The 20814-nt window shown below is 67.1% G+C and carries 21 protein-coding genes; 7 read left to right on the top strand and 14 right to left on the bottom strand.

The window, feature by feature from the left end; genetic code table 11:
* Positions 1-23 precede the first annotated feature (23 nt).
* Together AC5P7S_RS03250 and AC5P7S_RS03245 are read right to left on the bottom strand one after the other, a co-directional pair.
* Positions 24-530, bottom strand: a complete 507-nt coding sequence (locus AC5P7S_RS03250) for a DUF2867 domain-containing protein (RefSeq protein ID WP_095377964.1) — start codon at positions 528-530, stop codon at positions 24-26.
* Positions 527-1189: a serine/threonine-protein kinase gene (locus tag AC5P7S_RS03245; protein ID WP_049413709.1), complete on the bottom strand. Its 663-nt coding sequence runs from the start codon at positions 1187-1189 to the stop codon at positions 527-529. Before AC5P7S_RS03245 ends, AC5P7S_RS03250 begins: the two co-directional genes overlap by 4 nt.
* Positions 1190-1274: 85 nt before the next feature.
* Here AC5P7S_RS03245 and AC5P7S_RS03240 point away from each other — a divergent pair, with 85 nt between their 5' ends.
* The gene (locus AC5P7S_RS03240; protein WP_065178360.1) at positions 1275-3272 is read left to right on the top strand and encodes a bifunctional DedA family/phosphatase PAP2 family protein; all 1998 of its coding nucleotides are present in this window, start codon (positions 1275-1277) and stop codon (positions 3270-3272) included.
* Positions 3273-3394: 122 nt separating this feature from the next.
* Here AC5P7S_RS03240 and AC5P7S_RS03235 read toward each other — a convergent pair whose 3' ends face one another.
* From AC5P7S_RS03235 to AC5P7S_RS03225, 3 genes are all read right to left on the bottom strand, one after another.
* Entirely contained in the window at positions 3395-3973 is a 579-nt protein-coding gene (locus tag AC5P7S_RS03235; protein ID WP_005419042.1) for an LON peptidase substrate-binding domain-containing protein, read from the bottom strand.
* On the bottom strand, positions 3970-5334 hold the full coding sequence (gene mpl / locus AC5P7S_RS03230; RefSeq protein ID WP_005419043.1) for a UDP-N-acetylmuramate:L-alanyl-gamma-D-glutamyl-meso-diaminopimelate ligase: 1365 nt from the start codon (positions 5332-5334) through the stop codon (positions 3970-3972). Before mpl ends, AC5P7S_RS03235 begins: the two co-directional genes overlap by 4 nt.
* 328 nt (positions 5335-5662) lie before the next feature.
* Entirely contained in the window at positions 5663-6226 is a 564-nt protein-coding gene (locus AC5P7S_RS03225) for an adenylate kinase (RefSeq protein WP_005419045.1), read from the bottom strand.
* Positions 6227-6362: 136 nt separating this feature from the next.
* Between AC5P7S_RS03225 and AC5P7S_RS03220 the strand changes: the two genes are divergently transcribed.
* The gene (locus tag AC5P7S_RS03220) at positions 6363-7619 is read left to right on the top strand and encodes a 6-phosphofructokinase (protein WP_005419049.1); all 1257 of its coding nucleotides are present in this window, start codon (positions 6363-6365) and stop codon (positions 7617-7619) included.
* 117 nt (positions 7620-7736) lie between these two features.
* On the top strand, positions 7737-8126 hold the full coding sequence (locus AC5P7S_RS03215) for a DUF488 domain-containing protein (protein ID WP_005419050.1): 390 nt from the start codon (positions 7737-7739) through the stop codon (positions 8124-8126).
* Between the two features lie 52 nt (positions 8127-8178).
* On the opposite strand, the gene AC5P7S_RS03210 is transcribed toward AC5P7S_RS03215, so the two are convergent.
* Positions 8179-8682, bottom strand: a complete 504-nt coding sequence (locus tag AC5P7S_RS03210; RefSeq protein WP_005419059.1) for a hypothetical protein — start codon at positions 8680-8682, stop codon at positions 8179-8181.
* A gap of 308 nt (positions 8683-8990) precedes the next feature.
* Between AC5P7S_RS03210 and AC5P7S_RS03205 the strand changes: the two genes are divergently transcribed.
* Entirely contained in the window at positions 8991-11018 is a 2028-nt protein-coding gene (locus tag AC5P7S_RS03205; RefSeq protein ID WP_095377963.1) for a sodium-translocating pyrophosphatase, read from the top strand.
* 119 nt (positions 11019-11137) lie between these two features.
* Here the strand turns inward: AC5P7S_RS03205 and AC5P7S_RS03200 are convergent, their stop codons facing one another.
* Both AC5P7S_RS03200 and AC5P7S_RS03195 read right to left on the bottom strand, forming a co-directional pair.
* On the bottom strand, positions 11138-11581 hold the full coding sequence (locus AC5P7S_RS03200) for a YbaN family protein (RefSeq protein ID WP_095377962.1): 444 nt from the start codon (positions 11579-11581) through the stop codon (positions 11138-11140).
* A gap of 31 nt (positions 11582-11612) precedes the next feature.
* Entirely contained in the window at positions 11613-12200 is a 588-nt protein-coding gene (locus AC5P7S_RS03195) for a biliverdin-producing heme oxygenase (protein WP_095377961.1), read from the bottom strand.
* A 109-nt stretch (positions 12201-12309) separates the two neighbouring features.
* Between AC5P7S_RS03195 and AC5P7S_RS03190 the strand changes: the two genes are divergently transcribed.
* Positions 12310-12567: a DUF2789 domain-containing protein gene (locus AC5P7S_RS03190; protein WP_032954498.1), complete on the top strand. Its 258-nt coding sequence runs from the start codon at positions 12310-12312 to the stop codon at positions 12565-12567.
* A gap of 78 nt (positions 12568-12645) precedes the next feature.
* Here the strand turns inward: AC5P7S_RS03190 and AC5P7S_RS03185 are convergent, their stop codons facing one another.
* The 5 genes from AC5P7S_RS03185 to AC5P7S_RS03165 form a co-directional block, all read right to left on the bottom strand.
* The gene (locus AC5P7S_RS03185) at positions 12646-15564 is read right to left on the bottom strand and encodes a TonB-dependent receptor (protein ID WP_095377960.1); all 2919 of its coding nucleotides are present in this window, start codon (positions 15562-15564) and stop codon (positions 12646-12648) included.
* A gap of 255 nt (positions 15565-15819) precedes the next feature.
* Positions 15820-16755: a FecR family protein gene (locus AC5P7S_RS03180; RefSeq protein ID WP_095377959.1), complete on the bottom strand. Its 936-nt coding sequence runs from the start codon at positions 16753-16755 to the stop codon at positions 15820-15822.
* 99 nt (positions 16756-16854) lie between these two features.
* The gene (locus AC5P7S_RS03175) at positions 16855-17355 is read right to left on the bottom strand and encodes an RNA polymerase sigma factor (protein WP_095377958.1); all 501 of its coding nucleotides are present in this window, start codon (positions 17353-17355) and stop codon (positions 16855-16857) included.
* A gap of 84 nt (positions 17356-17439) precedes the next feature.
* Positions 17440-17895: a hypothetical protein gene (locus AC5P7S_RS03170; protein WP_005419074.1), complete on the bottom strand. Its 456-nt coding sequence runs from the start codon at positions 17893-17895 to the stop codon at positions 17440-17442.
* Positions 17896-17930: 35 nt separating this feature from the next.
* Positions 17931-18422, bottom strand: a complete 492-nt coding sequence (locus AC5P7S_RS03165; protein ID WP_095377957.1) for a hypothetical protein — start codon at positions 18420-18422, stop codon at positions 17931-17933.
* A gap of 184 nt (positions 18423-18606) precedes the next feature.
* Here AC5P7S_RS03165 and ppa point away from each other — a divergent pair, with 184 nt between their 5' ends.
* Positions 18607-19143, top strand: a complete 537-nt coding sequence (gene ppa, locus AC5P7S_RS03160; protein WP_005410935.1) for an inorganic diphosphatase — start codon at positions 18607-18609, stop codon at positions 19141-19143.
* 152 nt (positions 19144-19295) lie between these two features.
* Positions 19296-20417, top strand: coding sequence for an HDOD domain-containing protein (locus AC5P7S_RS03155; protein ID WP_065178351.1), 1122 nt, complete (start codon positions 19296-19298; stop codon positions 20415-20417).
* Between the two features lie 68 nt (positions 20418-20485).
* Here the strand turns inward: AC5P7S_RS03155 and AC5P7S_RS03150 are convergent, their stop codons facing one another.
* Positions 20486-20695: a hypothetical protein gene (locus tag AC5P7S_RS03150; protein ID WP_032954496.1), complete on the bottom strand. Its 210-nt coding sequence runs from the start codon at positions 20693-20695 to the stop codon at positions 20486-20488.
* Positions 20696-20814 lie beyond the last annotated feature (119 nt).

The raw sequence follows: 20814 nt of genomic DNA, 5'->3' as shown, positions 1-20814 counted from the left end.
GCGCATCCACGCATCGCGTGGATCTACCGGTACGCCTGCGCCTGCTTCCTCAGCAGATGCGGCACGATCAGCTGATGCACCGGCGCAACCGGCAGCATGTATACGCGCCCGAACGCGTTGTGCGTATGCACCACGGTCGCCGCTTCCAGCACGTCGCCCTGCCACTGCAGGGCCAGCTGCACACGCAGGTGGCGGTCGTCGTCTTCCAGCACGATGGCATCGTCACTGAGCGACTGCAGGGTGAAGATGCCCAGTCGCTGCCCGGGTTGAGGATCCGCAACATCCTGCACCGCGCGCAACGAGCCCAGGTGCTTCATGCCGAGCAGGCGCATGCCGCGATTGCGCAGCGCCATCAGCCCATCGAACCAGCCGGGAATGGTCGCGGCCATATCGCGATAAGCCTGCAAGGCCGAGCGCTCATCACGATGGGTTGTTGCCTGGCAGGCGTGCACGAAGTCGGCACCGGCCAGCTGTGGGCGCAGGACGCTGCCCGCACTCGGTGGGCCGGTCACTACCTGCAGTGGACTCACGGCTTGGGCCCCTGCCCCTCGTTGTCTTCCCAATGCAGGATGCGACGGGTAACGAAGCGGTAGACCGGCTTGCCCGTGGCGAACCACAGTTCGCGCACCCACGAGGTGCGCTTGAGCACGCGCTTTTCCACTGGGGTGAGCGACTCACGGCAGTACATGCGCTTGTGCTTGAGCAGGTGGCGCAGGTCCTCGCGGGCCAGCAGGCGCATCCAGCGCGAGCGCGGGTTGCCGATCACTGCCAGCTGGAAGTCGATCAATGCCGGGCGGCCGTCTTCGGTCACCAGCCAGTTGGCTTCCTTGGCCAGGTCGTTGTGGGCCACGCCGCGCCGATGCAGCTGCTGCAGCAGCCGACGCGCGGCGCGGAACCAGGCCAGGTCGCCACGCGGTGGGCGCTGGTACATGGCGTCGCCGGCCATGAAACTGCGGTCGAGATGATGCCCATTCCACGCCAGCAGCTGCGGCACGTCGGCCATGCCATGGATATGGCGCAGCGCGCGCGCTTCGCGGCGGGCCAGCCACCAGGCCGGCAGGCGCAACCACAGCGGCGTGGCGCCCAGGTCACGGCGTACGAAGGGGCCGGCAGGCCCTTCCACACGGAGGATGCGACCGAAGCTGTCGGCCTTCAAAGCATGTGGTGGCGTGTCTGGCGTATGCGGCATGGGCCCATTCTAGGCGATGGCGCCGGTTGCAAACGGTCACCAAGCGGCTGGGAACCAGTCACCTTCACGCCCCTATAATCGGGCAATGGACTCTTCATGGATCGACGCCACGCTTGCGTGGATTGCCGCTCACCCCGTGCTGGCGGGTGCCGTTATCTTCCTCATCGCCTTCTGCGATGCGGTGATCATTCTCGGCGCCATCGTGCCGGCGCTGCCGCTGCTGTTTGCGGTGGGCGTGTTCATCGGCCTGGGCCAGATCTCCGGACCTTACGCGGTGGCGGCGGCCGCACTGGGCGCATTCGCCGGCGATGGCATCAGTTACTGGATCGGGCGCCGCTGGGGCGACCGCCTGCGTGGCGTGTGGCCGTTCAGCCGTTACCCGCAGCTGCTCGACCGCGGCGAAAACCTGTTCCGCCGCAACGCGTTCAAGAGCATTCTGGTGGCACGCTACGTCGGCGCGATCCGGCCGTTCGTGCCGGCCATCGCGGGCATGATGAAGATGCCAGCCAGCCGCTATGTACAGGCCAGTGGTATCGCCAGCATTTCATGGGCGGTGCTGTTCCTGGCCCCCGGCTGGATTCTTGGCGAGGCCTATGACGCGGTGGCCGCAGTAGCCGGTCGGCTGGTGGTGGTGGTCGGCCTGCTGGCGGTGATCCTTGGCCTGGTCTGGGCCCTCGTGCTGTACGGCTACCGCTGGTCGGCCGCGCGCATGGACAACTGGCTGGCACGCCTGCTCGACTGGTCCAACCGCCATCCGACGCTGGGCCGCTACACCGTCGGCGTGCTGGATCCGAAGCGGCGCGAGTCGGTGCCGCTGGCGATGCTGGCGCTGATGCTGCTGGTGCTGGGCTGGGGCTGGTTCGCGCTGCTGACCGTGGTGGTCGCGCATGGCGAGCCACTGGCGATCGACCTGCTGGTACACCAGGCAATGCTGGCCCTGCGCAACCCGCTGGCCGATTACCCGATGGCCGCGCTGGCGTCGCTGGGCGCCTGGCAGGTGCTGCTGCCGGCCACTGCGGCGGCGATGGGCTACCTGGTCTGGCGCCGGCGCTGGATGGCGGCCGCGCACTGGCTGGCCGCGCTGGCCTTCGGCCTGGCGCTGACCATGCTGCTCGGCGCTACCGTCGATGTTGTGCGCCCGGTCGACGCCAGCAGCGGCTTCGGCTTCCCGTCGGTGTCGGTGACGATGGCCACCATCACCTTCGGCTTCTTCGCGGTGCTGATCGCCCGCGAGATGCCCGGCCGTACCCGCGTCTGGCCGTACCTGGTGTCGGGCATCGTGGTCAGCCTGATCGGTTTCTCGCGCCTGTACCTGGGCGCGCATTGGCTGAGCGATGTGATCGGCGGCATGCTGTTCGGCACCTTCTGGCTGCTGGTGCTGGGCATCGCCTACCGCCGCCGCTTCAACCGCTCGTTCTGGGTGAAGCCGGTGGCATGGCTGTTCTACGGCGTCTTCGCCGTCGCCGCGATGTGGTACGCACCGCGCAACATCCCGGTGAAGCTGGAACGCTTCGAGCCGACCTTGCCGGCCCCGCAGGCAATGGACACGCAGGCCTGGTGGCAGCACGACTGGGCGACACTGCCGGCGCGCCGCAACGAGTTCGATGACGACCAGCGCTGGCCGCTGGACGTACAGGTGGCCGGTCCGCTGGCACCGCTGCAGGCGCAACTGGAAGCGCGCGGCTGGAAGCGGCAGGAGCAGGCTGGCTGGCAGCAGGCGCTGCTGATGCTGGACAAGAACACCGGCGCCGATGAACTGCCGGTGCTGCCGGCGACGCTGGAAACCCGCGTGGAAGCGCTGTTGATGGTACGCCCGGGTACACACCGTGATGAGCGCTACGTACTGCGCCTGTGGCCGGCCCCAGCGCAGTTGCAGCCGGGCAACACGCCGCTGTGGCTGGGCAGTGCACAGACCCTGCGCTACGAACGCCATTTCGAGTGGATCGGCATGTGGCACCCGCTGCGTGGCGTCGACCCGGCATTGAATGCCGTAAAGGACGCCGTGCAGGACCTGCCGCAGCGCGAGGACGTGCACAGCGAAACCGGGTTGCCGGTGCTGCGGTTGAAGACCACCACGCCCTGACCAGTACCGGTCGCGATCACCCAGTGTAGAGCCGAGCCCATGCTCGGCTGCTCTTCGCGGGATCCATCAAGCCGAGCATGGGCTCGGCTCTACAGCAGATCCACGCCCTACATGGATGGCTTCTACGGCATCCAGCCCAGCAGCTGCTGCAATCGCTGGTGCGGATCGTCCATCTGCAGCAGCTGAAGGCGCTGCTGCTCGCTCAGCGGCAGCAGCTCGGCCAGCCGCCAGCCGACCCAGCTGGCCTGGTCCAGCAGCGCCGGATTGGCCGGCGCATAGGCCTCGCCGGCCTGCTCGATGATGTGCCCCAGCACCGTGGCCAGCAGTGCATGCTGCGGCCGCAGTTCGTCATCGGGGTCTTCCTCGCACCAGCGCACGTCAGCCACCACCAGGCCGTTGTCGCGCACGCGGGTGCGCTCGACATGGAAGCGACGGGTACCGCGCAGGCGCAGCTGCAGCACGCCGTCGGCGCCGACATCGAAGTCTTCGATGCGTACCTGCACGCCAAAGGCGGCCGGTGTCGCCGGTGCGCCGACCTCCTCGCCCTCGAGGATCAGGCAGACGCCAAATCCCTCACCACTGCGGCCGCTGTCGCGGACCAGGTCCAGATAGCGCCGCTCGAACACGCGCAGGCCTACCGCTGCACCCGGTACCAGCGCGGTGTGCAGCGGGAACAGCGGCAGCGAGCCGTCGCCGCTCATCGGGCCTGCAGCGCGGCGAGGAAGCGGCGCGGGGCACCGTCGAAGCCACCGTTGGACATGAATACCACGTGGTCGCCGCTGCGCGCGCTGGCCTGCAGCTGCGCCAGCAATGCGTCGGTATCGGGCACCGCGTGGGCTTCGCCACGCACCGCGGCGATCACCGCCGCAGCATCCCAGGCCAGTTCCGGGCGATGCAGGAATACCACTTCATCGGCCAGCGCCAGCGAGGGAGCCAGCGCCTGCGCATGTGCGCCCAGCCGCATCGAGTTGCTGCGCGGCTCCATCGCGACCACGATGCGCGCGTCACCCACCTTGGAACGCAGGCCCTCCAGCGTGGTGGCGATCGCAGTCGGATGGTGGGCGAAATCGTCGTAGACGGTGATGCCGTCATGGCTGCCGATCACTTCCATGCGGCGCTTGACGCTGCGGAAGCGTGCCAGCGCCGGAATAACCTGGGCAGGTGCCACGCCCACTGCATGCGCGGCGGCCAGCGCGGCCAATCCATTGAGCACGTTGTGGCGGCCCAGCAGCGACCACTGCACATCACCCAGCGCCTGCCCACGATGGTGCACGCGGAAGGCGCTGCCATCAGCGGCCAGCAGCTCGGCATGCCATTCCAGCGACGGATCGAATCCGAAGCGCTCGACCGGGGTCCAGCAGCCCATCGCCAGCACTTCGGCAAGGTACTGATCCTCGCCGTTGACGATCAGACGCCCACGTGCGGGTACGGTACGCACCAGATGGTGGAACTGGCGCTGGATCGCGGCCACGTCCGGGAAGATGTCGGCGTGGTCGTACTCAAGGTTGTTGAGGATGGCCACCAGCGGCCGGTAGTGCACGAACTTGCTGCGCTTGTCGAAGAAGGCCGTGTCGTACTCATCGGCTTCGACCACGAACTCGCGCCCCTGGCCCAGGCGGGCGGAGACACCGAAATCCTCGGCGACACCGCCGATCAGGAAGCCCGGCGAGCGCCCTGCACTTTCCAGCAGCCAGGTGAGGATGGTGGTGGTGGTGGTCTTGCCGTGGGTACCGGCCACGGCCAGCGTGTCGCGGCCCGGCAGCACCTGCTCGGACAGCCACTGCGCGCCGGAGATATAGCGCTGGCCGGCATCGAGCACGGCTTCCACGGCGGCATTGCCGCGCGACAGCGCGTTGCCGATCACCACCTCGTCGGTACCGGCCGGCACGCTGTCGGCACGGTAGCCCTGGTCCAGTGTGATGCCCAGCTGTTCGAGCTGGGTCGACATCGGCGGGTAGATGGCCTGGTCGCTGCCGCTGACGGAATGCCCAAGTTCCCGCGCCAGGGCGGCCACGCCGCCCATGAAGGTGCCGGCAATTGCAAGGATATGTACGCTGCTCATGACCGAGGATTGTGACCGATGACGGCTGTATAGGGCCAATGTCCGCTATCGGGTAAGACAACCCCTACACGGGATGTGAGAAAACTCCAATCAGCTGTCAGGGAATTCCCGATAGCGATGTTCTGTGAACCCGGACACAATTCGAACTGCCAGCCGCAGTACCCGAACCGGTCCTACTCCCCAAGAGGCCATCCCCAAGGGAGCTCATGCTGCGGGGCCCTGAGCAAGCCCTTCGCTGGCGCCTATCAAACGACACAGGCCTGATCCTTGCGGACCAGGCCTGTGTTTTTTGCGCCTGAAGGACCGGACGCATGCCGGCCCCGCCGGATCAGGCCTTGATCGCTGCCAGGATGCGGGCTTCGATCTCGTCCAGCTCACCGACGCCATCGACGCGGGCCAGGGTGCCACGGCCGGCGTAGAAATCGACCACCGGGGCGGTCTGGTCGTTGTAGACCTGCAGGCGCTGGCGCACCGCTTCCGGGTTGTCATCGGCGCGGCCCTGCTCCTTGGCGCGGCCGGCGATGCGGTCCACCAACAGCTCGGTGGGCACATCCAGCTGCACCACCGCGTCCAGCGGCTGGCCGATCTTGGCCAGCAGGCCATCCATCGCATTGGCCTGGGCCACATTGCGCGGGTAGCCATCGAGGATGAAGCCCTTGGCGACATCAGCCTGGGTCAGGCGCGACTCCAGCATGCCCAGCAGGATGTCGTCCGACACCAGGTTGCCGGCATCCATCACCGTCTTGGCCTGCTTGCCCAGCTCCGTGCCGGCGGCGATTTCCGCGCGCAGCATGTCACCGGTCGAAATGTGGGCGATCCCCAGCTTTTCCTTCAGGCGCGTCGCCTGTGTCCCCTTGCCCGAACCGGGCGGTCCCAACAGAACCAATCGCATTGACCTGACTCCAACGTGTTGAAAACAAAGAAGGTTCGCGTCCCGGACGGTCCGGTATCGCTGCACCGCAATAGCGCCACTTTACCGCATCCGGGTAATGTCCCTGCAATGTCCCCTCCCCCGAGCAGGTAGAAGCATGCGCAACGGTACTCTCCTTTATGCCCAGTCCGGCGGTGTCACCGCCGTCATCAATGCCACGGCGGCAGCGGTGATCGAGCAGGCCCGGGCCAAGGGCATCAAGGTCCTGGCGGCCCGCAACGGCATCCTCGGCGCGCTGCGCGAGGAGCTGATCGACACCAGCAGGGAGAGTGCCGCCGCGATCCGCGCCCTCGCCCATACCCCGGGCGGCGCCTTCGGATCGTGCCGGGTCAAGCTGAAATCGCTGGATGCCGACCGCGCCCGCTATGACCGCCTGCTGGAGGTGCTGCAGGCCCACGACGTGCGCTGGTTCCTCTACAACGGCGGCAACGACTCGGCCGACACCGCACTGAAGGTCTCGCAGCTGGCCAAGGCCTCCGGCTACGACCTGACCTGTATCGGCGTGCCCAAGACCATCGACAACGACCTTGCCGTTACCGATACCTGCCCCGGCTTCGGGTCAGCGGCCAAGTACACCGCGGTCTCGGTGCGCGAAGCAGCACTGGACGTGGCGGCGATGGCCGAAACGTCCACCCGTGTCTTCATCTACGAAGCGATGGGCCGCCACGCCGGCTGGCTGGCCGCCGCCGCCGGCCTGGCCGGCAACGGTGATGACGAAGCGCCGCACATCATCCTGCTGCCCGAGCGCGCCTACGACGAGGCCACGTTCCTGGCCAAGGTGAAAGCCGTGGTCGAGCGCGTCGGCTACTGCGTGGTGGTGGCGTCGGAAGGCATTGCAACCGCCGATGGCCGCTTCGTTGCCGATGCAGGCGGTGGCAAGGACTCGTTCGGTCATTCGCAGCTCGGCGGCGTGGCGGCGCACCTGGCCGGCCGGGTCAAGGATCAGCTGGGCCTGAAGGTGCACTGGGCACTGCCCGATTACCTGCAGCGCTCGGCCCGCCACCTGGCCAGCAGGACCGACTGGGAGCAGGCGCAGGCGGTGGGCAAGGCCGCGGTGCAGCTGGCACTGAAGGGCCAGAATGGCGTGATGCCGGTGATCGTGCGCAGCAGCGATGCGCCCTATCGCTGGAAGATCGAAGCGGCGCCGCTGTCGAAGATCGCCAACCACGAGAAGAAGATGCCGGCTGGTTTCATCCGCCGCGATGGCTTCGGCATCACGGCCAGGGCGCGCGCCTACCTGTCACCATTGATCAAGGGCGAAGCACCGCTTCCCTATGGCACCGATGGCCTGCCGAAGTACGTCACCCTGAAGAACGTAGCGGTGAAGCAGAAACTGCCGGCCTTCGAAGGCTGACCTGAAAAAGGGGACGGAGGGGATTAAGTCGCATACGCCCTTCTGTCATCTCCAACAGCATCAGCAGTGGGTCGGATACGACTTAATCCCCTCCGTCCCCTTTTCATGGAGATCATCATGGCACTGCGTGTTGTCCGACTCGGTACGCCGCGCCAACCCGGCGAGGGACTGCGCATCGGCACGGTGCGGCGGCCGCCGCGCGGCGTGCCGCGCAGCGAGTTCGCCCGACAGGACTGGTACGACGTCTGGTTTCCTACGCTGTCACCCAGCGCGGAGCTGGTGAAGCGGGCACATGAGGCAACGACGGCGGCCGATTGGACCGCCTTCTTCCGCCATTACAAGGCCGAGATGAAGGCGCCCGATGCCGCCCACGCGCTGGACCTTCTGGCCGCGATGTCGCAACACAGCGACATCAGCGTGGGCTGCTACTGCGAGGATGAAGCGCACTGCCACCGCAGGGCATTGCGCGAGCTGCTGGTGGCGCGCGGGGCAATGCTGGCGGATTGATCAGCCGGATGTCGGCCGTGGATGACGGCACGGGTGCACCACCCACGCGACTTCAATTGCAGGCCTTGCCTTCCATCTGCAGCTGCGCGGCGAACATCGTCACCTGCGGAATCTGGCCGGCGGCGGCCTGCTTCTTCGCCTCTTCCAGATAAATGCGCGATTGGCCCTGCCCGTCCAGCTCGACCTTGTGGCTCGACGGCAGGCGCCACACCCGGACCACCGCCTGCTGCGCCGGGCACGCGGCATTGGGCACGCGGATCACATCATTGAGCTTCCAGCCCTTGTCGGCACTCGGCTGCGCCTTGGTGTAATCGACGAAGCGCGCGCGTGGCTGGCATTGCTCGCTGGTCCGGACGGCGGAGAAGCGATATGGCGCGGCGGCATCACCGGTGAACGCACCTTCCAGCCGCGCGCAGGCCTCGGGGATCTGCCGCAGCGTATGCACCGCGCCCACCGCCTGCGGCGCACCGACCGCACGCTGCAGTTCCGGCGTTTCCGCAGTGAAGGCCGGTGCGGCCGGGACCAGGGCGGCAAGCATCAACAGGGACAGGCGCATGGGGAATCTCCTACGGGGCTGTGCGCAGGCTTGCAGAGGCTGCCTTAACGGGGTGCAAAGGCCGTTGGCTCGCGAATCATGCCCAGGGCCCGACGGCATGCGCCGCGGCTCCCAGGAGCCGGTCGAGCATGGCTCGACTCTACAAGTGGCGGCACGCATACTGCGGGCACCAGGGAATGCTGAACACCGCCATACGTCGGACGACCGCCAAGGTCGGTACGGGTTGGTTCCAGGCTGCAGCCCGTCGTCCCCCTCGTGGTGCCGTTCATCGCCACTGGATGCCTACATCCATTCTGCGGAGGGGTCTAATGCTGGAACGTCACGGGCTGTCACTGGCGCTGGGCTGCGCCATTCTCGCGATCCTGTTCGGAATCGTCTCGGCGCGCTGGATCCTGCGCCAACCCACCGGCAATGCGCGCATGATCGCGATCGCCACCGCGATCCAGGAAGGTGCGCGTGCCTATCTCAACCGCCAGTACCTGACCATCGGCATCGCCGGCGTGGTGCTGTTCGTGCTGGTCGGCATCTTCCTCAGCTGGTACACCGCGATTGGTTTTGCAGTCGGCGCGGTGCTGTCCGGCGCCGCCGGCTACATCGGCATGAACGTGTCGGTACGCGCCAACGTGCGTACCGCAGAGGCGGCGCGCAACGGCGTCAGCGCGGCGATGGACGTCGCCTTCCGCGGCGGCGCGATCACCGGCATGCTGGTGGTCGGGCTGGGCCTGCTGGGCGTGGCCGGCTACTACGCACTGCTGTTGCAGATGGGCCTGCCGATGGAACAGGCGCTGCACGCGCTGGTCGGCCTGGCCTTCGGCTCCTCGCTGATCTCGATCTTCGCGCGCCTGGGCGGCGGCATCTTCACCAAGGGCGCCGACGTGGGTGCCGACCTGGTCGGCAAGGTCGAAGCCGGCATTCCCGAGGACGATCCGCGCAACCCGGCGGTGATCGCCGACAACGTCGGTGACAACGTCGGCGACTGCGCCGGCATGGCGGCCGACCTGTTCGAGACCTACGCGGTGACCGTGATCGCCACCATGCTGCTGGGCAGCCTGATGCTGGCCGAAGCCGGTGCCAATGCCGTGCTGTATCCGCTGGTACTGGGCGGCGTGTCGATCATCGCGTCGATCATCGGCGCGCTGTTCGTCAAGGTGAAGCCCGGCGGCTCGATCATGGGCGCGCTGTACAAGGGCGTGATCGTTTCCGGCGTGCTGGCCGCCATCGCCTTCTACCCGATCACCACCGGACTGATGTCCGACAACGTGCATGGACCGATGGCGCTGTATGGCTGCGCGCTGATCGGCCTGGTCCTGACCGGCCTGATCGTGTGGATCACCGAGTACTACACCGGCACCCAGTACAAGCCGGTGCAGCACGTGGCGCAGGCCTCGACCACCGGCCACGGCACCAACATCATCGCCGGACTCGGCATCTCGATGAAATCCACCGCGCTGCCGGTGGTGGCGGTGTGTGCGGCGATCTGGGGTGCGTTCGCACTGGGCGGCCTGTACGGCATCGCCATTGCCGCCACCGCGATGCTGTCGATGGCAGGGATGATCGTCGCCCTCGATGCCTACGGTCCGATCACCGACAACGCCGGTGGCATCGCCGAAATGGCCGAGCTGCCTTCGGAGATCCGCGATATCACCGACCCGCTGGATGCGGTGGGCAACACCACCAAGGCCGTGACCAAGGGCTACGCGATCGGCTCGGCGGCGCTGGCGGCACTGGTGCTGTTCGCCGACTACACCCACAACCTGCAGGCAGCCAATCCCGGCCAGGAGTTCCGCTTCGATCTCAGCGACCACACGGTGATCATCGGCCTGTTGATCGGCGGCCTGATTCCCTACCTGTTCGGTGCGATGGCGATGGAAGCGGTCGGCCGCGCGGCGGGCGCAGTGGTGGAAGAAGTGCGCCGCCAGTTCCGCGAGATTCCCGGCATCATGCAGGGCACCGGCAAGCCGCAGTACGACAAGGCGGTGGACATGCTGACCCGCTCGGCGATCCGCGAAATGATCGTACCCTCGCTGTTGCCGGTCGCCGTGCCGGTGGTGGTCGGCCTGCTGCTGGGGCCGCGCGCACTGGGCGGCCTGCTGATCGGCACGATCGTCACCGGCCTGTTCGTGGCCATCTCGATGACCACCGGCGGCGGCGCCTGGGACAACGCCAAGAAATACATCGAGGATGGCCACTTCGGTGGCAAGGGCAGCGAAGCGCACAAGGCTGCGGTGACCGGCGATACCGTCGGTGACCCGTACAAGGACACCGCCGGCCCGGCAATCAATCCGCTGATCAAGATCATCAACATCGTGGCGCTGCTGCTGGTGCCGCTGCTGTAGATCCACGCGACGCGTGGATGGCAGGCTCGACGGGGTCAGAACCCTTTCCTGCGGAAAGGGATCCGACCCCGATGGCGGTCACCGCCCGCGCAGGAAGAACCACACGGGCACCATCACGTTCACCGGGTCGCCGGCCACCTCGGGCGGCGGCGGGCCGCGCGAGGATCGTTGGCGTCGTCCACTTCCACGGCCGGATGGGGCTCCGGTCGCGGTGCCGGCCGGCTGAGCACGTAACCGGCGCTGGCGGCAAAGAACAGGCCCACGCCGAGCAACAGGCGCCACGACGGATGCGCGCCCCAGCAGAACAGGGCAAAGCCCGCCGCCATGCCTGCGCTGGCAAACGCCTTGCCCTTGCCCGACACGGCACCCTGCTCGCGCCACAGCCGCAGCGACGGGCCGTAGCGTGGATGCGCCAGCAGGCGCTGCTCGAACTTCGACGAGCTGCGCGCGAAGCAGCCCACCGCGAGGATCAGGAAGATGGTGGTCGGCATGACTGGCAGCAATGCGCCGATCACCCCGAGGCCGACCATCAGCCAGCCCAGCGCGAACCAGAGCCAGCGCATCAGCGCTGCACCTGCGGGCGCGCGCCGCGCATCAGGCGAATTCCACTTCGACGTGGCGGTACACGCTGCGGAACGCAGCGTCGGCTGCATCGATCACCTGCTGGTCCTGCTCGGCACTCAGCGGCACCGCGTCCAGCACAGCGGTGAACTCGCGCCAGTGGCGCGCTGTGCCATCGGGATGGGCGGCCAGGTGGCGGGCGCCGAAATCACGGTGCAGGCCGAGCCTGGCCGCCATCTTGTACAGAAGGGTGCCACCGAGATTGGAGCCTTCGGCCACGTACAGCCAACCCAACGCAGTCGGCAGCGCGAGGTCCGAGGGCAGCGCGTCGATGTCCGCGCCAGGCAGGGCCTGCTCCAGGTCCTGCAGGTCGCGTGCGACCTGTGTCAGGCGCCGGCGCTCTCCAAGATCGGGCAGCAATGCGCCCAGGGCAGGGTTGGCATACAGCGCATCGATGCTGCGGTGGAAGCGATACTGCACGCGCAGGAAACGGGCGAAGTTGCTGCGGTCGGCGAAGATGTCACCGGCCATGATGCGCTTGTCCAGCGCACCGTGGCTGTCGCGGGTGGCGGCCTTGAGCCGCAGGCTGCGGCTGTTTTCGGGAGCGATGTGTGCGTTCATGGGGGAATGCCAGGGGGGTCGTCCTGCTGTAGACGTCCGCCGCGGGGGTTTCCCCAAGCCCATGTGTGCCGATAATGGGGCCATCCCCTTCTTCCACCCGGAACCGATGATGATCACCACCGAACCGCGCATGACCAACCTGTTCCTGCAGCTGGGCCTGGACGCCAGCGCCGAAGGCATCGCCCGCTTCATCCGCGAGCACCAGCTGGCCACCGACGTCGAAGTCGTCGAGGCGCCCTACTGGAACGATGCCCAGCGCCAGTTCCTGGCCGAGTCGCTGCAGGCCGATGCGGCATGGACGACCGTGGTGGACGAGTTGAACGAGTCGCTGCACGAAGATGCGGTGAAGGCCGCGACCGGGCTGTAAGCGGGTTACGCACGCTCGCTGGGGTCGGATCCCTTTCCGCTGGAAAGGGATCCGACCCCACCGCTCATCCGCGACCGATCAGTACTTCCAGGTCAACGCCAACCGCGCGGTGCGGCCCGGTGCCGGCATCACGCCCAGGGCCAGCGGGTCCAGGTAGTAACGGTCGGTCAGGTTGTCGACGCCGGCTTCCACCGACAGCTGGTCGTTGAAGCTCCAGCTGGCGAACAGGTCGACCAAGGTGTTCGGCCGGTACAGCTGCTGGATCGCCGACAGGCCCACGTTCCAGTCCTTGTCCAACTTGCTGATCGGGCCAGCGTTGTGGACCATGCGGGCGCCGAAGGTCAGGCGCTCGTCGAACAGGCGCGAGCCCAGGATCAGGTTGACTGTGTAGCGCGGCGGGTTCTGGGTGTTGGTGTACGAGCCCTCGAAGCCACCGTCCACGCAGTTGGGTGTATTGGCCAGCTCGTCGTTCCTGCGCTGCGCACCATAGGCACGACGCTCGGCGGCGATGTCCGGCGCGCAGGTCTTGGCCTTGACATAGTAATGCGCGGACAGGTCGGCGAAGACCTTGCCGCTGTCATAGCTGGACTGGAATTCCATGCCTGAGACCTTGAACTGATCGACGTTGCGGATCAGGCCGGCCGAAAGCGTGCGGTAGTCACGGGTGATCAGGTCGTCGATGCGGGTATCGAAGTACGCCAGCTTCAGCGCCAGGCGGTCGCCAGCGGTAAACAGGTCGTAGCGGAGGGAGCTGGCACCGATTTCCCAGCTGCGCGCGCGCTCCGGCTTCAGCTCACCGACCGGCTTGGCAGCGGTGAACAGGCCCAGCGTGGTCTCGAACAGGCTCGGCAGCTTGGTGCCTTCGGCGTACTTCACGTAGACCAGGGTGTCTTCGCTGAAACGGTAGGCCACGCTGGCGGTAGGCGAGAACGCGGTGTCGCGACGGCGGATCGGCTGCGACCAGCTCCAGCTGACCGGCACTTCCAGATCCTGCGGCTTGCCGGCGTCGTAGAAGTTCCAGCCGGCGATGTCGCCCACCGTACCCTTCTTGTACGGCGAGGCCAGCAGCGAGGCCTGGGTGAAGTTGCCGTTGGCATCCGGATACCAGTTCAGCAACGCGATGCGCTTGGCGCGCCACGAGGGCAGTGCCGGGTTGCCGTTGAGCAGCTCGGTGTAGCGGTACTGGCCCTGCACCTCGTAGGCATCGGGCGTGGCCAGCCGGTTGCGGTCGTGCACGTCCACCCGGTTCCAGCGGCCACCGGCCAGCAGCTCCCAGTGTTCGTCGGGCTGCCACTTCAGCGCGGCCACGGCGCTGTATTCCTTGCGCTCGGCATTACGCAGGAAGCGGTTGTTGACCAGGTCATCGTGCATGATCGGGCCCGAGCTGCCCGGGGTGATGTCTTCGTCGCTGTAGGACAGGCCGTAGTCGAGCGTGAACGCACCGGCGCGGGTGTCGAACCTGGAGGTATTGCTGGCATCCAGGCCGAAGCGCTTCTGCCGCAACGGATTGCGGTAGGCATCCTTGTAGCCGGGATCGCCACTGAAACTGGGCGCGTCGTACCACTCGGTGCGGCGATCGAAGTACCACGGGGTGATGCCGGTCAGGCTGTTGTACATCACGCTGTCGGTGTCGGTGTACGCTGCATTGACGCGCAGGTCGATCAGCTCGCTGTCCGGATCGAAGCGATAGCGCAGGGTGTAGCTGTCCATGTCGACGTGGCCCGGGTCCCACTGCGGGATGCGGTCACGGTCGACGCGGATGATCTGCGAGGCCATGATCTCGCCGGCCGTGCCTTCATAGCGGCGGTAGCCGGCTTCCAGGCTCTGCGTGTCATCGATGCGCCAGGTGCCCTTGAGCAGCGCCGACTTCGAACGCGAGGAGGTATTGAACACTTCGGTACGCGGCGGATTCAGCGGCGCCAGCGTACGACGGGTCTGCGGGAAATCATCGTAGCCGTGCTTGCCGGAGAAGTAGTTGCCGTTGTCCCGGTACGCGTAGGCCGCAACCAGGTCGAAGCGGTCCCAGTGACCGGCACCGGCCACGTTGAAGAACTGGCTGCCGGTAGCGCTGCGATCGCTGCGCGGCGCCGCACTGTATGACGGCAGGTTGTTGGCACTGCCATTGGCCAGGCCACCGCGCACGCGCACGCCGAAGTCGCGGCCCTCGCGCAGCACGTCACCGATCTTCAACGTCTCCATCTCGACCACGCCGCCGATGCCACCGGACGCGTTGGCCTGCAGGCTCGGGCCCTTGGTGATGGTCAGGCTGGAGATCAGGTCGGGGTCGAGGTAGGTGCGCTGTGACTGGCCCGCATAGCCGCGGTAGGTGTCCATGCTGGACTGGCCACCGTCGATGATCACCGGTACGCGGCCCTGGCCCTGGATGCCACGGATGTTGACGTCGAAGCCGTTGCCCACGCGCGGATCACCGGCGGTGACACCGGCCACCCCCTTGACGATGTCACCGTTGGAGGTGCCGCGGAAACGCTCCAGATGCGTGCGGTCGAGCGTGGTGGTCGAACCCACGCTGCGATAGCTGTCGAGCAGGCGCGCTTCATCGTTGTTCGCACCGCTGTCGACGCGGTCGCCGGCCACACTCAGCGTGTCGGTGACGATCACACCGCTGTCGGCCGGCACCGGCGTTGCTGCCCCCAGAGTGGCCGCATCGGCGCTGACCCGGCGCACCGCCACGCCACTGCCCTGCAGCAGGCGCTGCAACGCCTGGTCGGCCGACAGGCTGCCGCTGACCGCGTGGGAGGTTACGCCGTGTGCCAGCGATGCGGGGTACACCACCTGCACGCCGGATTGGCGCATGTAGCTGCGCAGGGCCTCATCCAGCGGTTGTGCAGGAATATCAAAGCGCAGTACGGCCGCGTGCTCGCTGCGGGCGCTCTGCGCCAGTGCGGGTGGCGTCGTACTGACCAGCCCGGCGGCAAGCAACGCAATGCACAGACGGGACGGGCGCAGTACGCGGCCCGAGCGGTGGGAGTCGAACATGGAAGAACCTGTCAGGTAATCGGTGCCGCGAACGCGGCGTCATCCGCAACACGGGCGGACACGGCGACGTACGTGGCGACGGCGGGTACGTTCGCCGGGTAAGACGGCTGGGCGCGCGACAACCCCAAGAGCGATTTGCGGTCACGGGGGATGCCGACGTGGCGCGGGTGGGTGCCGACCGTTGGTCGGCCGGTGGTAGCGGTGGGTGCCGGCCGATGGTCGGCACAGAGACGCTCATCCACGCGTGGCGTGGATCTACTGCACGATGGCGACGCCGAATGGAAGACGAGTAACCTGAAGACCTGCCGTTACCGCCAGCGCGTCCAGCGCCTGTTCCGGGCGGTCGATGCGCAACGCAGCACTCACTGCAGGCAGACGTGACAGATCGCCGCGCACGAAGGTCGGCCCCGCGCGATAGCGCCCCGCCCACTGCAACGCATCGGCAACGGGGACCTGCTCCAGCAGCAGCTCGCCCTGGCGCCAGGCGCCGACGCTGTCGGCGGTCACGTCAGCCCGTCGCATGACCCCGCCACGTTCAGTGTAGACGGCACGCTGCCCCTGCTGCAGGTAGGTCCAGCCACCGTCGGCCGGGCTGGCCACGCGCACCCTGCCCTGCCCAACCTGGGTTTCCACCCCCTCGTCTCCACGCGCCACGGTGAACGCGGTCGAGATGTCCTCGACCAGGCCATTGCCGGCGCGCACGCTGAAACGCCGCTGTGCATCCGGGCTGACCTCGAACCAGGCGCGCCCGCGCAGCAGCTCGACCTCGCGGGCGTTCGCATCGAAGCGCACGGCAATCGCACTGTCCACATCCAGCACCGCCCGACTGCCATCGGGGAGCCGCACGTGCTGCACCTGATGCGTGCTGCGATGATCGGACTGCAGGCGCAGCCACGCCTCCGGCCATGCCACCAGCATCGCCAGCATTGCCGCCACAGCCATGGCCCAGCGCAGTCGATGCGGCCCACGCCATCGGCTGGCCCCGGCGGCCTGTGGGCGCGGCCCGACACTGCGCCACAACGCGCGCTCGTGTTCGAAGGCCCTGCGGTGCCCCGGCTGTTGCAGCCAGTGCTCGAACGCCTGCATGCGTGCATCGCTGATGTCACCCGAGGCCAGCCACGCGATCCAGTCCCGGGCCTGTTCGGCCAGGTTATCGTCATTGGCGGCGGGCAGCATGTTCGGCGGGCGCATCGGCTGGCGGACAGGCGCATTCAAGCGCGGGGGAACTGGACCGCATCCACGGTCAATGATCAAGACGTCTGTGCGCGCGCCAACCCCAAGCCGGCGTGATCATCGGCCACTCCGCGCCCAGGCCAGGCGCTGCAGCGCGGAGCGCACATGATTCTCGACGGTGGTCACCGACACCCCCAAGCGGCGTGCGATCTCGGCCTGGGTGAGGCCCTGCAGGCGGTTGAGCCGGAAGATGGTGCGGGTCGGCTCCGGCAGGTGACCCGCCGCATCGAGCACCCGCTGCAGCTCATCCTGTGCCATGGCCTGCTCCTCGGTGGAGATCACCTCGTCGGCCCCCCACAGGTAGTGGTCGGCCAGCAGCCGGTTGCGGCGGCTCGATTCGCGGCCGTGGTCAGTGGCAAGGTTGGCGGCCAGCCGATACAGATAGGCCCGCGGATTGTCGATCGCCTGGCTGTCATCGATCCCTCGCGCCTTGAACCAGACCGCCTGGATCACGTCCTCGGCGCCGTTGTCGCCCCCGAGGATGCGCTGCACCCGGCGCAGCAGCGCGGGCCGCTCGCGGATCAGCAGCTCAGTGAGGGAGGCAGCATTGGAGGGCATGCGCGGAGCCGGGACGACAGACGGGAGGCACCGCGCATGCTACTCCGGCAATGCGAATAAGTCACATTCTTGTCTATGCCGGGACTACAGGCAATCAACCAGTGCGTCGTAGGTATTGGCTTTCGTGCCGGGCAGCGGCGCGTGCAACGCATCGAACCCGTCCCCCGTTTCCCACACCTGCAACAGGGTTTCCAGGCGTGTTCCTGTTGCCAGCGGCAGCACGCAGGCATAGCGTCCGCGGTTGACCGTGATCAGGCCGCTGGGCTTTACCCTGGTGTTGCTACCAGCGAAGGTCCATACACACTGGACAACCACCCCCGTGGCCTGTTCCACGGAACAGCGCAGGCGCATGGCCCACAGATTGATGTACTCGCCCTCGCAGAAGGTATCGCCACATACCTCATCGAAGCCACGCACCAGTTGCCGCTCGGCAGCAAGGAAACGCTCGTGGCCGCCCCCCGGGCCGGCGTAATCCCGCGCATCGACGAACGCAGGCGCAGCCTGCGCGACACCGGCGCACGGCAGGCTGACAGACAGCACGCCACACAACAGCCAGCATCTACGGAAGCTCCCCATCAGCCCACCCTCCCCTGCGTGCGCAGGCATTCAGGCAACCCATCGAAGATGCCGTGGTCAAGCCCAGGCAAAGGCGCGGTCAGGCCGCCCGGCGCTTCCAGGGAGGCGTAGAACGCGTCGACGGGCACCCCGGGCTGCATTTCGACCGGACAGACCCAGCTCCCGTTGTCGATCCGCACGTGTCCCGTGTCGGGCTCAACCTCCAGCTCGCTGGCGGCCACCACCCAGACACAGCGCTGCACGGTGCCGCGGTGGGCGAGCACGGCGCAGCGGAACTCCATCACCCGGTAGTTGCTGTAATCACCTTCACACAAGGTGTCGGCACACCATGCGGCGAATTCGCCGGCGACCGCGTCCTCCAGCGCAAAGGCACGGTACCATCCGGCCTCGTCGGAGGGATAGTCAATCAGGTTGACATGCAACCCGCGCGCGAGCGCGGGCAGCGGCGCCAGCAGCAGCAAGGCACAACAGCCCAAGCGGTTCCAGTTCATGGCAAGTCTCCTTGGCAAGGACGTCCAGCCTGCCGCGGGGACCGGGTCGAACCCATCGGGAAACCCCGCCCCACCCGCTCCGCCAGGGGCGGGCGCGCAGGTCGGCCCAGCCCTACCCTGCACAGCGCCCGGCAAAGGCATAAAATGGTGAGCTATCCGTCTATATCCCCACCTGGAGCACACCATGGGCCTGGAACTCGTCTCGCCCGGCAAGAACCCGCCGGAAGAAATCAACGTCATCATCGAGATCCCGAAGGACTCGGAGCCGGTGAAGTACGAAGTGGACAAGGAAACCGGCGCGATCTTCGTCGACCGCATCCTGTCCACCCCGATGCGCTATCCGTGCAACTACGGCTACGTGCCGAGCACCCTGTGTGGCGACGGCGATCCGGCCGACGTGCTGGTGGTGCTGCCGCTGCCGCTGGTGCCGGGCTCGGTCGTGCGCTGCCGTCCGGTCGGTGTGCTGAAGATGAGCGATGAGGCAGGCAGCGACGAGAAGATCCTCGCCGTGCCGGTCTCGAAGATCTTCAGCGGCTACGCCCACGTCGAAGACATCGCCCAGGTCTCGAGCCACTGGCTGGAGCGCATTGGCCACTTCTTCGAGCATTACAAGGATCTGGAGAAGGGCAAGTGGGTCAAGCTGGACGGTTGGGGTGGCGCCGCTGAGGCCAAGCAGATCCTGATCGAGGCGCACCAGCGCCATCTCGACAGCAAGGCCTGAGCCTGAACCGCATCGCTCCGGCGATACCCTGCCGGAGCGATGCGGGTCACGTTTCATGACGACGGCACATCACTCTTGCTGCCGTATTAGGTAAATTGCGTCACTTCACACGTCATCGACATCCATCGTCGAGACAGCCAGGGGAACGTGTCGTGCGTATTCTGCTTGTTGGGGATGCAGCCAGCCTGCCGGCTGAGCTGACCGAATTCATTGCCGATCTTGGGGAAGACTGGCAGCCGCTGACCGCCGCCGATGGCCAGACCGCGATGACCGCGGTGGCCACGCAGGGCGTGGACGCGGTGATCGTCTGCCCGCAGTTGCCCGATCTCAATGCCACCACGCTGCTGGGCCAGATCCGGACACTGCGCCCGGAAACCATCCGCATCGCGCTGGTCGATGCGCACCATGGCAACCGCCCGCCGCCGGCGCGCCTGATCGGTGTCGCCCACCGCTTCCTGCCGCTGCCGCTGGCGCCGGAAGTGCTGCTGGAGGCATTGACCAGCCTGGAAGAACTGCGCGAAGTGCTGGACAGCCCGCGCCTGCGCGATGCCATCGGCCGTATCGAGAAACTGCCATCGCCACCGCATCTGTACCTGAGCCTGACCCAGGCCCTGGAACATGACGACGATACCGACAGTGCCGATGTGGCCAAGCTGGTCGCCGCCGATCCGGCCATCGCGGCCAAGGTGCTGCAACTGTCGAACTCGGCTTTCTTCAGCCAGGGCCGCACCATTGCCGACCTGCGCACCGCGGTCACCCGGCTGGGCCTGGCCACGCTGCGTGACCTGGTGCTGGCCAGCGAAGTGTTCTCCGCGCCGACGCTGTCGGCTGCCGAGCGCAACTCACTGCAGCAGCGCGCCCTGCTCGCCTCCCGGCTGGCCGCACGCCTGCTGCCCGAGTCCAGCGCCGAACTGGGGGCGACCGCCGCACTGCTGGCCGACATCGGCCTGCTGCTGCCCGGCGTGCGCAACGAGCGCAGCGAGCCCGCGCTGGCCGGCGACACCCGCCCAGGCCATGCCGAGGCCGGCGCCTACCTGCTGGGCCTGTGGGGCCTGCCGATGCCGATCATCGAAGCGGTGGCCTTCCACCTGCAGCCGCAGCGCGCCAACACCCGCAGCTTCTGGGTGACCGGCGCGGTGCACGTAGCCCTGGCGCTGGTCAATGGCGATCCGGTGGACGAGGACTACCTGCAGCGTGCAGGCGTGCTGAACAAACTGCCGCAATGGCGCGAGCACGCCAATGCACTGATGGGGCTGACACCCACTGACGCCTGAGCGGCACGCGGGCGCCTGCCTCCGCCTCGCATGAGGGCGCGTCCAACGGACGCGCCCTTTTTCCTGTCTCAGCGCTGCGGACAGGCGTCCAGCACGCACAGACGCCATTGGCGCTCGCACAGGGCCGGGGCGTTGCCCTTGGCCAGGCACTCCAGCCGGAATTGCTCGCAGTACACACCGCCGCCGCAGACGATGATGTTCTGTGCGGACAGCGAGCCCACCAGCGTTGCATAGATCAGGACTGCGGCCGATACCTGGCGGAAAAGCGTGCGCTTCATATCCATCTCCCAGTGTCCGGTATTGGACGCGCCTACTGTGCTGAATGTGACAAGAGCAGACAGTGACTGCACTCACCTTCTCGACATGATCAGAATTTCCTTACAGAAATGAAAAGGGC

Source organism: Stenotrophomonas sp. YJH_SMC_32, from assembly GCF_059369975.1.
The sequence above is the reverse complement of the archived record's forward strand: the minus strand, read 5'-3'. Positions and strand labels throughout refer to the sequence as shown.

What these genes read in the sequence shown, in the direction of transcription:
- AC5P7S_RS03245 (WP_049413709.1), bottom strand. Translation starts at nt 1,189, where the DNA reads ATGCCGCATACGCCAGACACGCCACCACATGCTTTGAAGGCCGACAGC.
- AC5P7S_RS03240 (WP_065178360.1), top strand. Translation starts at nt 1,275, where the DNA reads ATGGACTCTTCATGGATCGACGCCACGCTTGCGTGGATTGCCGCTCAC.
- AC5P7S_RS03235 (WP_005419042.1), bottom strand. Translation starts at nt 3,973, where the DNA reads ATGAGCGGCGACGGCTCGCTGCCGCTGTTCCCGCTGCACACCGCGCTG.
- mpl (WP_005419043.1), bottom strand. Translation starts at nt 5,334, where the DNA reads ATGAGCAGCGTACATATCCTTGCAATTGCCGGCACCTTCATGGGCGGC.
- AC5P7S_RS03225 (WP_005419045.1), bottom strand. Translation starts at nt 6,226, where the DNA reads ATGCGATTGGTTCTGTTGGGACCGCCCGGTTCGGGCAAGGGGACACAG.
- AC5P7S_RS03220 (WP_005419049.1), top strand. Translation starts at nt 6,363, where the DNA reads ATGCGCAACGGTACTCTCCTTTATGCCCAGTCCGGCGGTGTCACCGCC.
- AC5P7S_RS03215 (WP_005419050.1), top strand. Translation starts at nt 7,737, where the DNA reads ATGGCACTGCGTGTTGTCCGACTCGGTACGCCGCGCCAACCCGGCGAG.
- AC5P7S_RS03210 (WP_005419059.1), bottom strand. Translation starts at nt 8,682, where the DNA reads ATGCGCCTGTCCCTGTTGATGCTTGCCGCCCTGGTCCCGGCCGCACCG.
- AC5P7S_RS03205 (WP_095377963.1), top strand. Translation starts at nt 8,991, where the DNA reads ATGCTGGAACGTCACGGGCTGTCACTGGCGCTGGGCTGCGCCATTCTC.
- AC5P7S_RS03200 (WP_095377962.1), bottom strand. Translation starts at nt 11,581, where the DNA reads ATGCGCTGGCTCTGGTTCGCGCTGGGCTGGCTGATGGTCGGCCTCGGG.
- AC5P7S_RS03195 (WP_095377961.1), bottom strand. Translation starts at nt 12,200, where the DNA reads ATGAACGCACACATCGCTCCCGAAAACAGCCGCAGCCTGCGGCTCAAG.
- AC5P7S_RS03190 (WP_032954498.1), top strand. Translation starts at nt 12,310, where the DNA reads ATGATCACCACCGAACCGCGCATGACCAACCTGTTCCTGCAGCTGGGC.
- AC5P7S_RS03185 (WP_095377960.1), bottom strand. Translation starts at nt 15,564, where the DNA reads ATGTTCGACTCCCACCGCTCGGGCCGCGTACTGCGCCCGTCCCGTCTG.
- AC5P7S_RS03180 (WP_095377959.1), bottom strand. Translation starts at nt 16,755, where the DNA reads ATGCGCCCGCCGAACATGCTGCCCGCCGCCAATGACGATAACCTGGCC.
- AC5P7S_RS03175 (WP_095377958.1), bottom strand. Translation starts at nt 17,355, where the DNA reads ATGCCCTCCAATGCTGCCTCCCTCACTGAGCTGCTGATCCGCGAGCGG.
- AC5P7S_RS03165 (WP_095377957.1), bottom strand. Translation starts at nt 18,422, where the DNA reads ATGAACTGGAACCGCTTGGGCTGTTGTGCCTTGCTGCTGCTGGCGCCG.
- ppa (WP_005410935.1), top strand. Translation starts at nt 18,607, where the DNA reads ATGGGCCTGGAACTCGTCTCGCCCGGCAAGAACCCGCCGGAAGAAATC.
- AC5P7S_RS03150 (WP_032954496.1), bottom strand. Translation starts at nt 20,695, where the DNA reads ATGAAGCGCACGCTTTTCCGCCAGGTATCGGCCGCAGTCCTGATCTAT.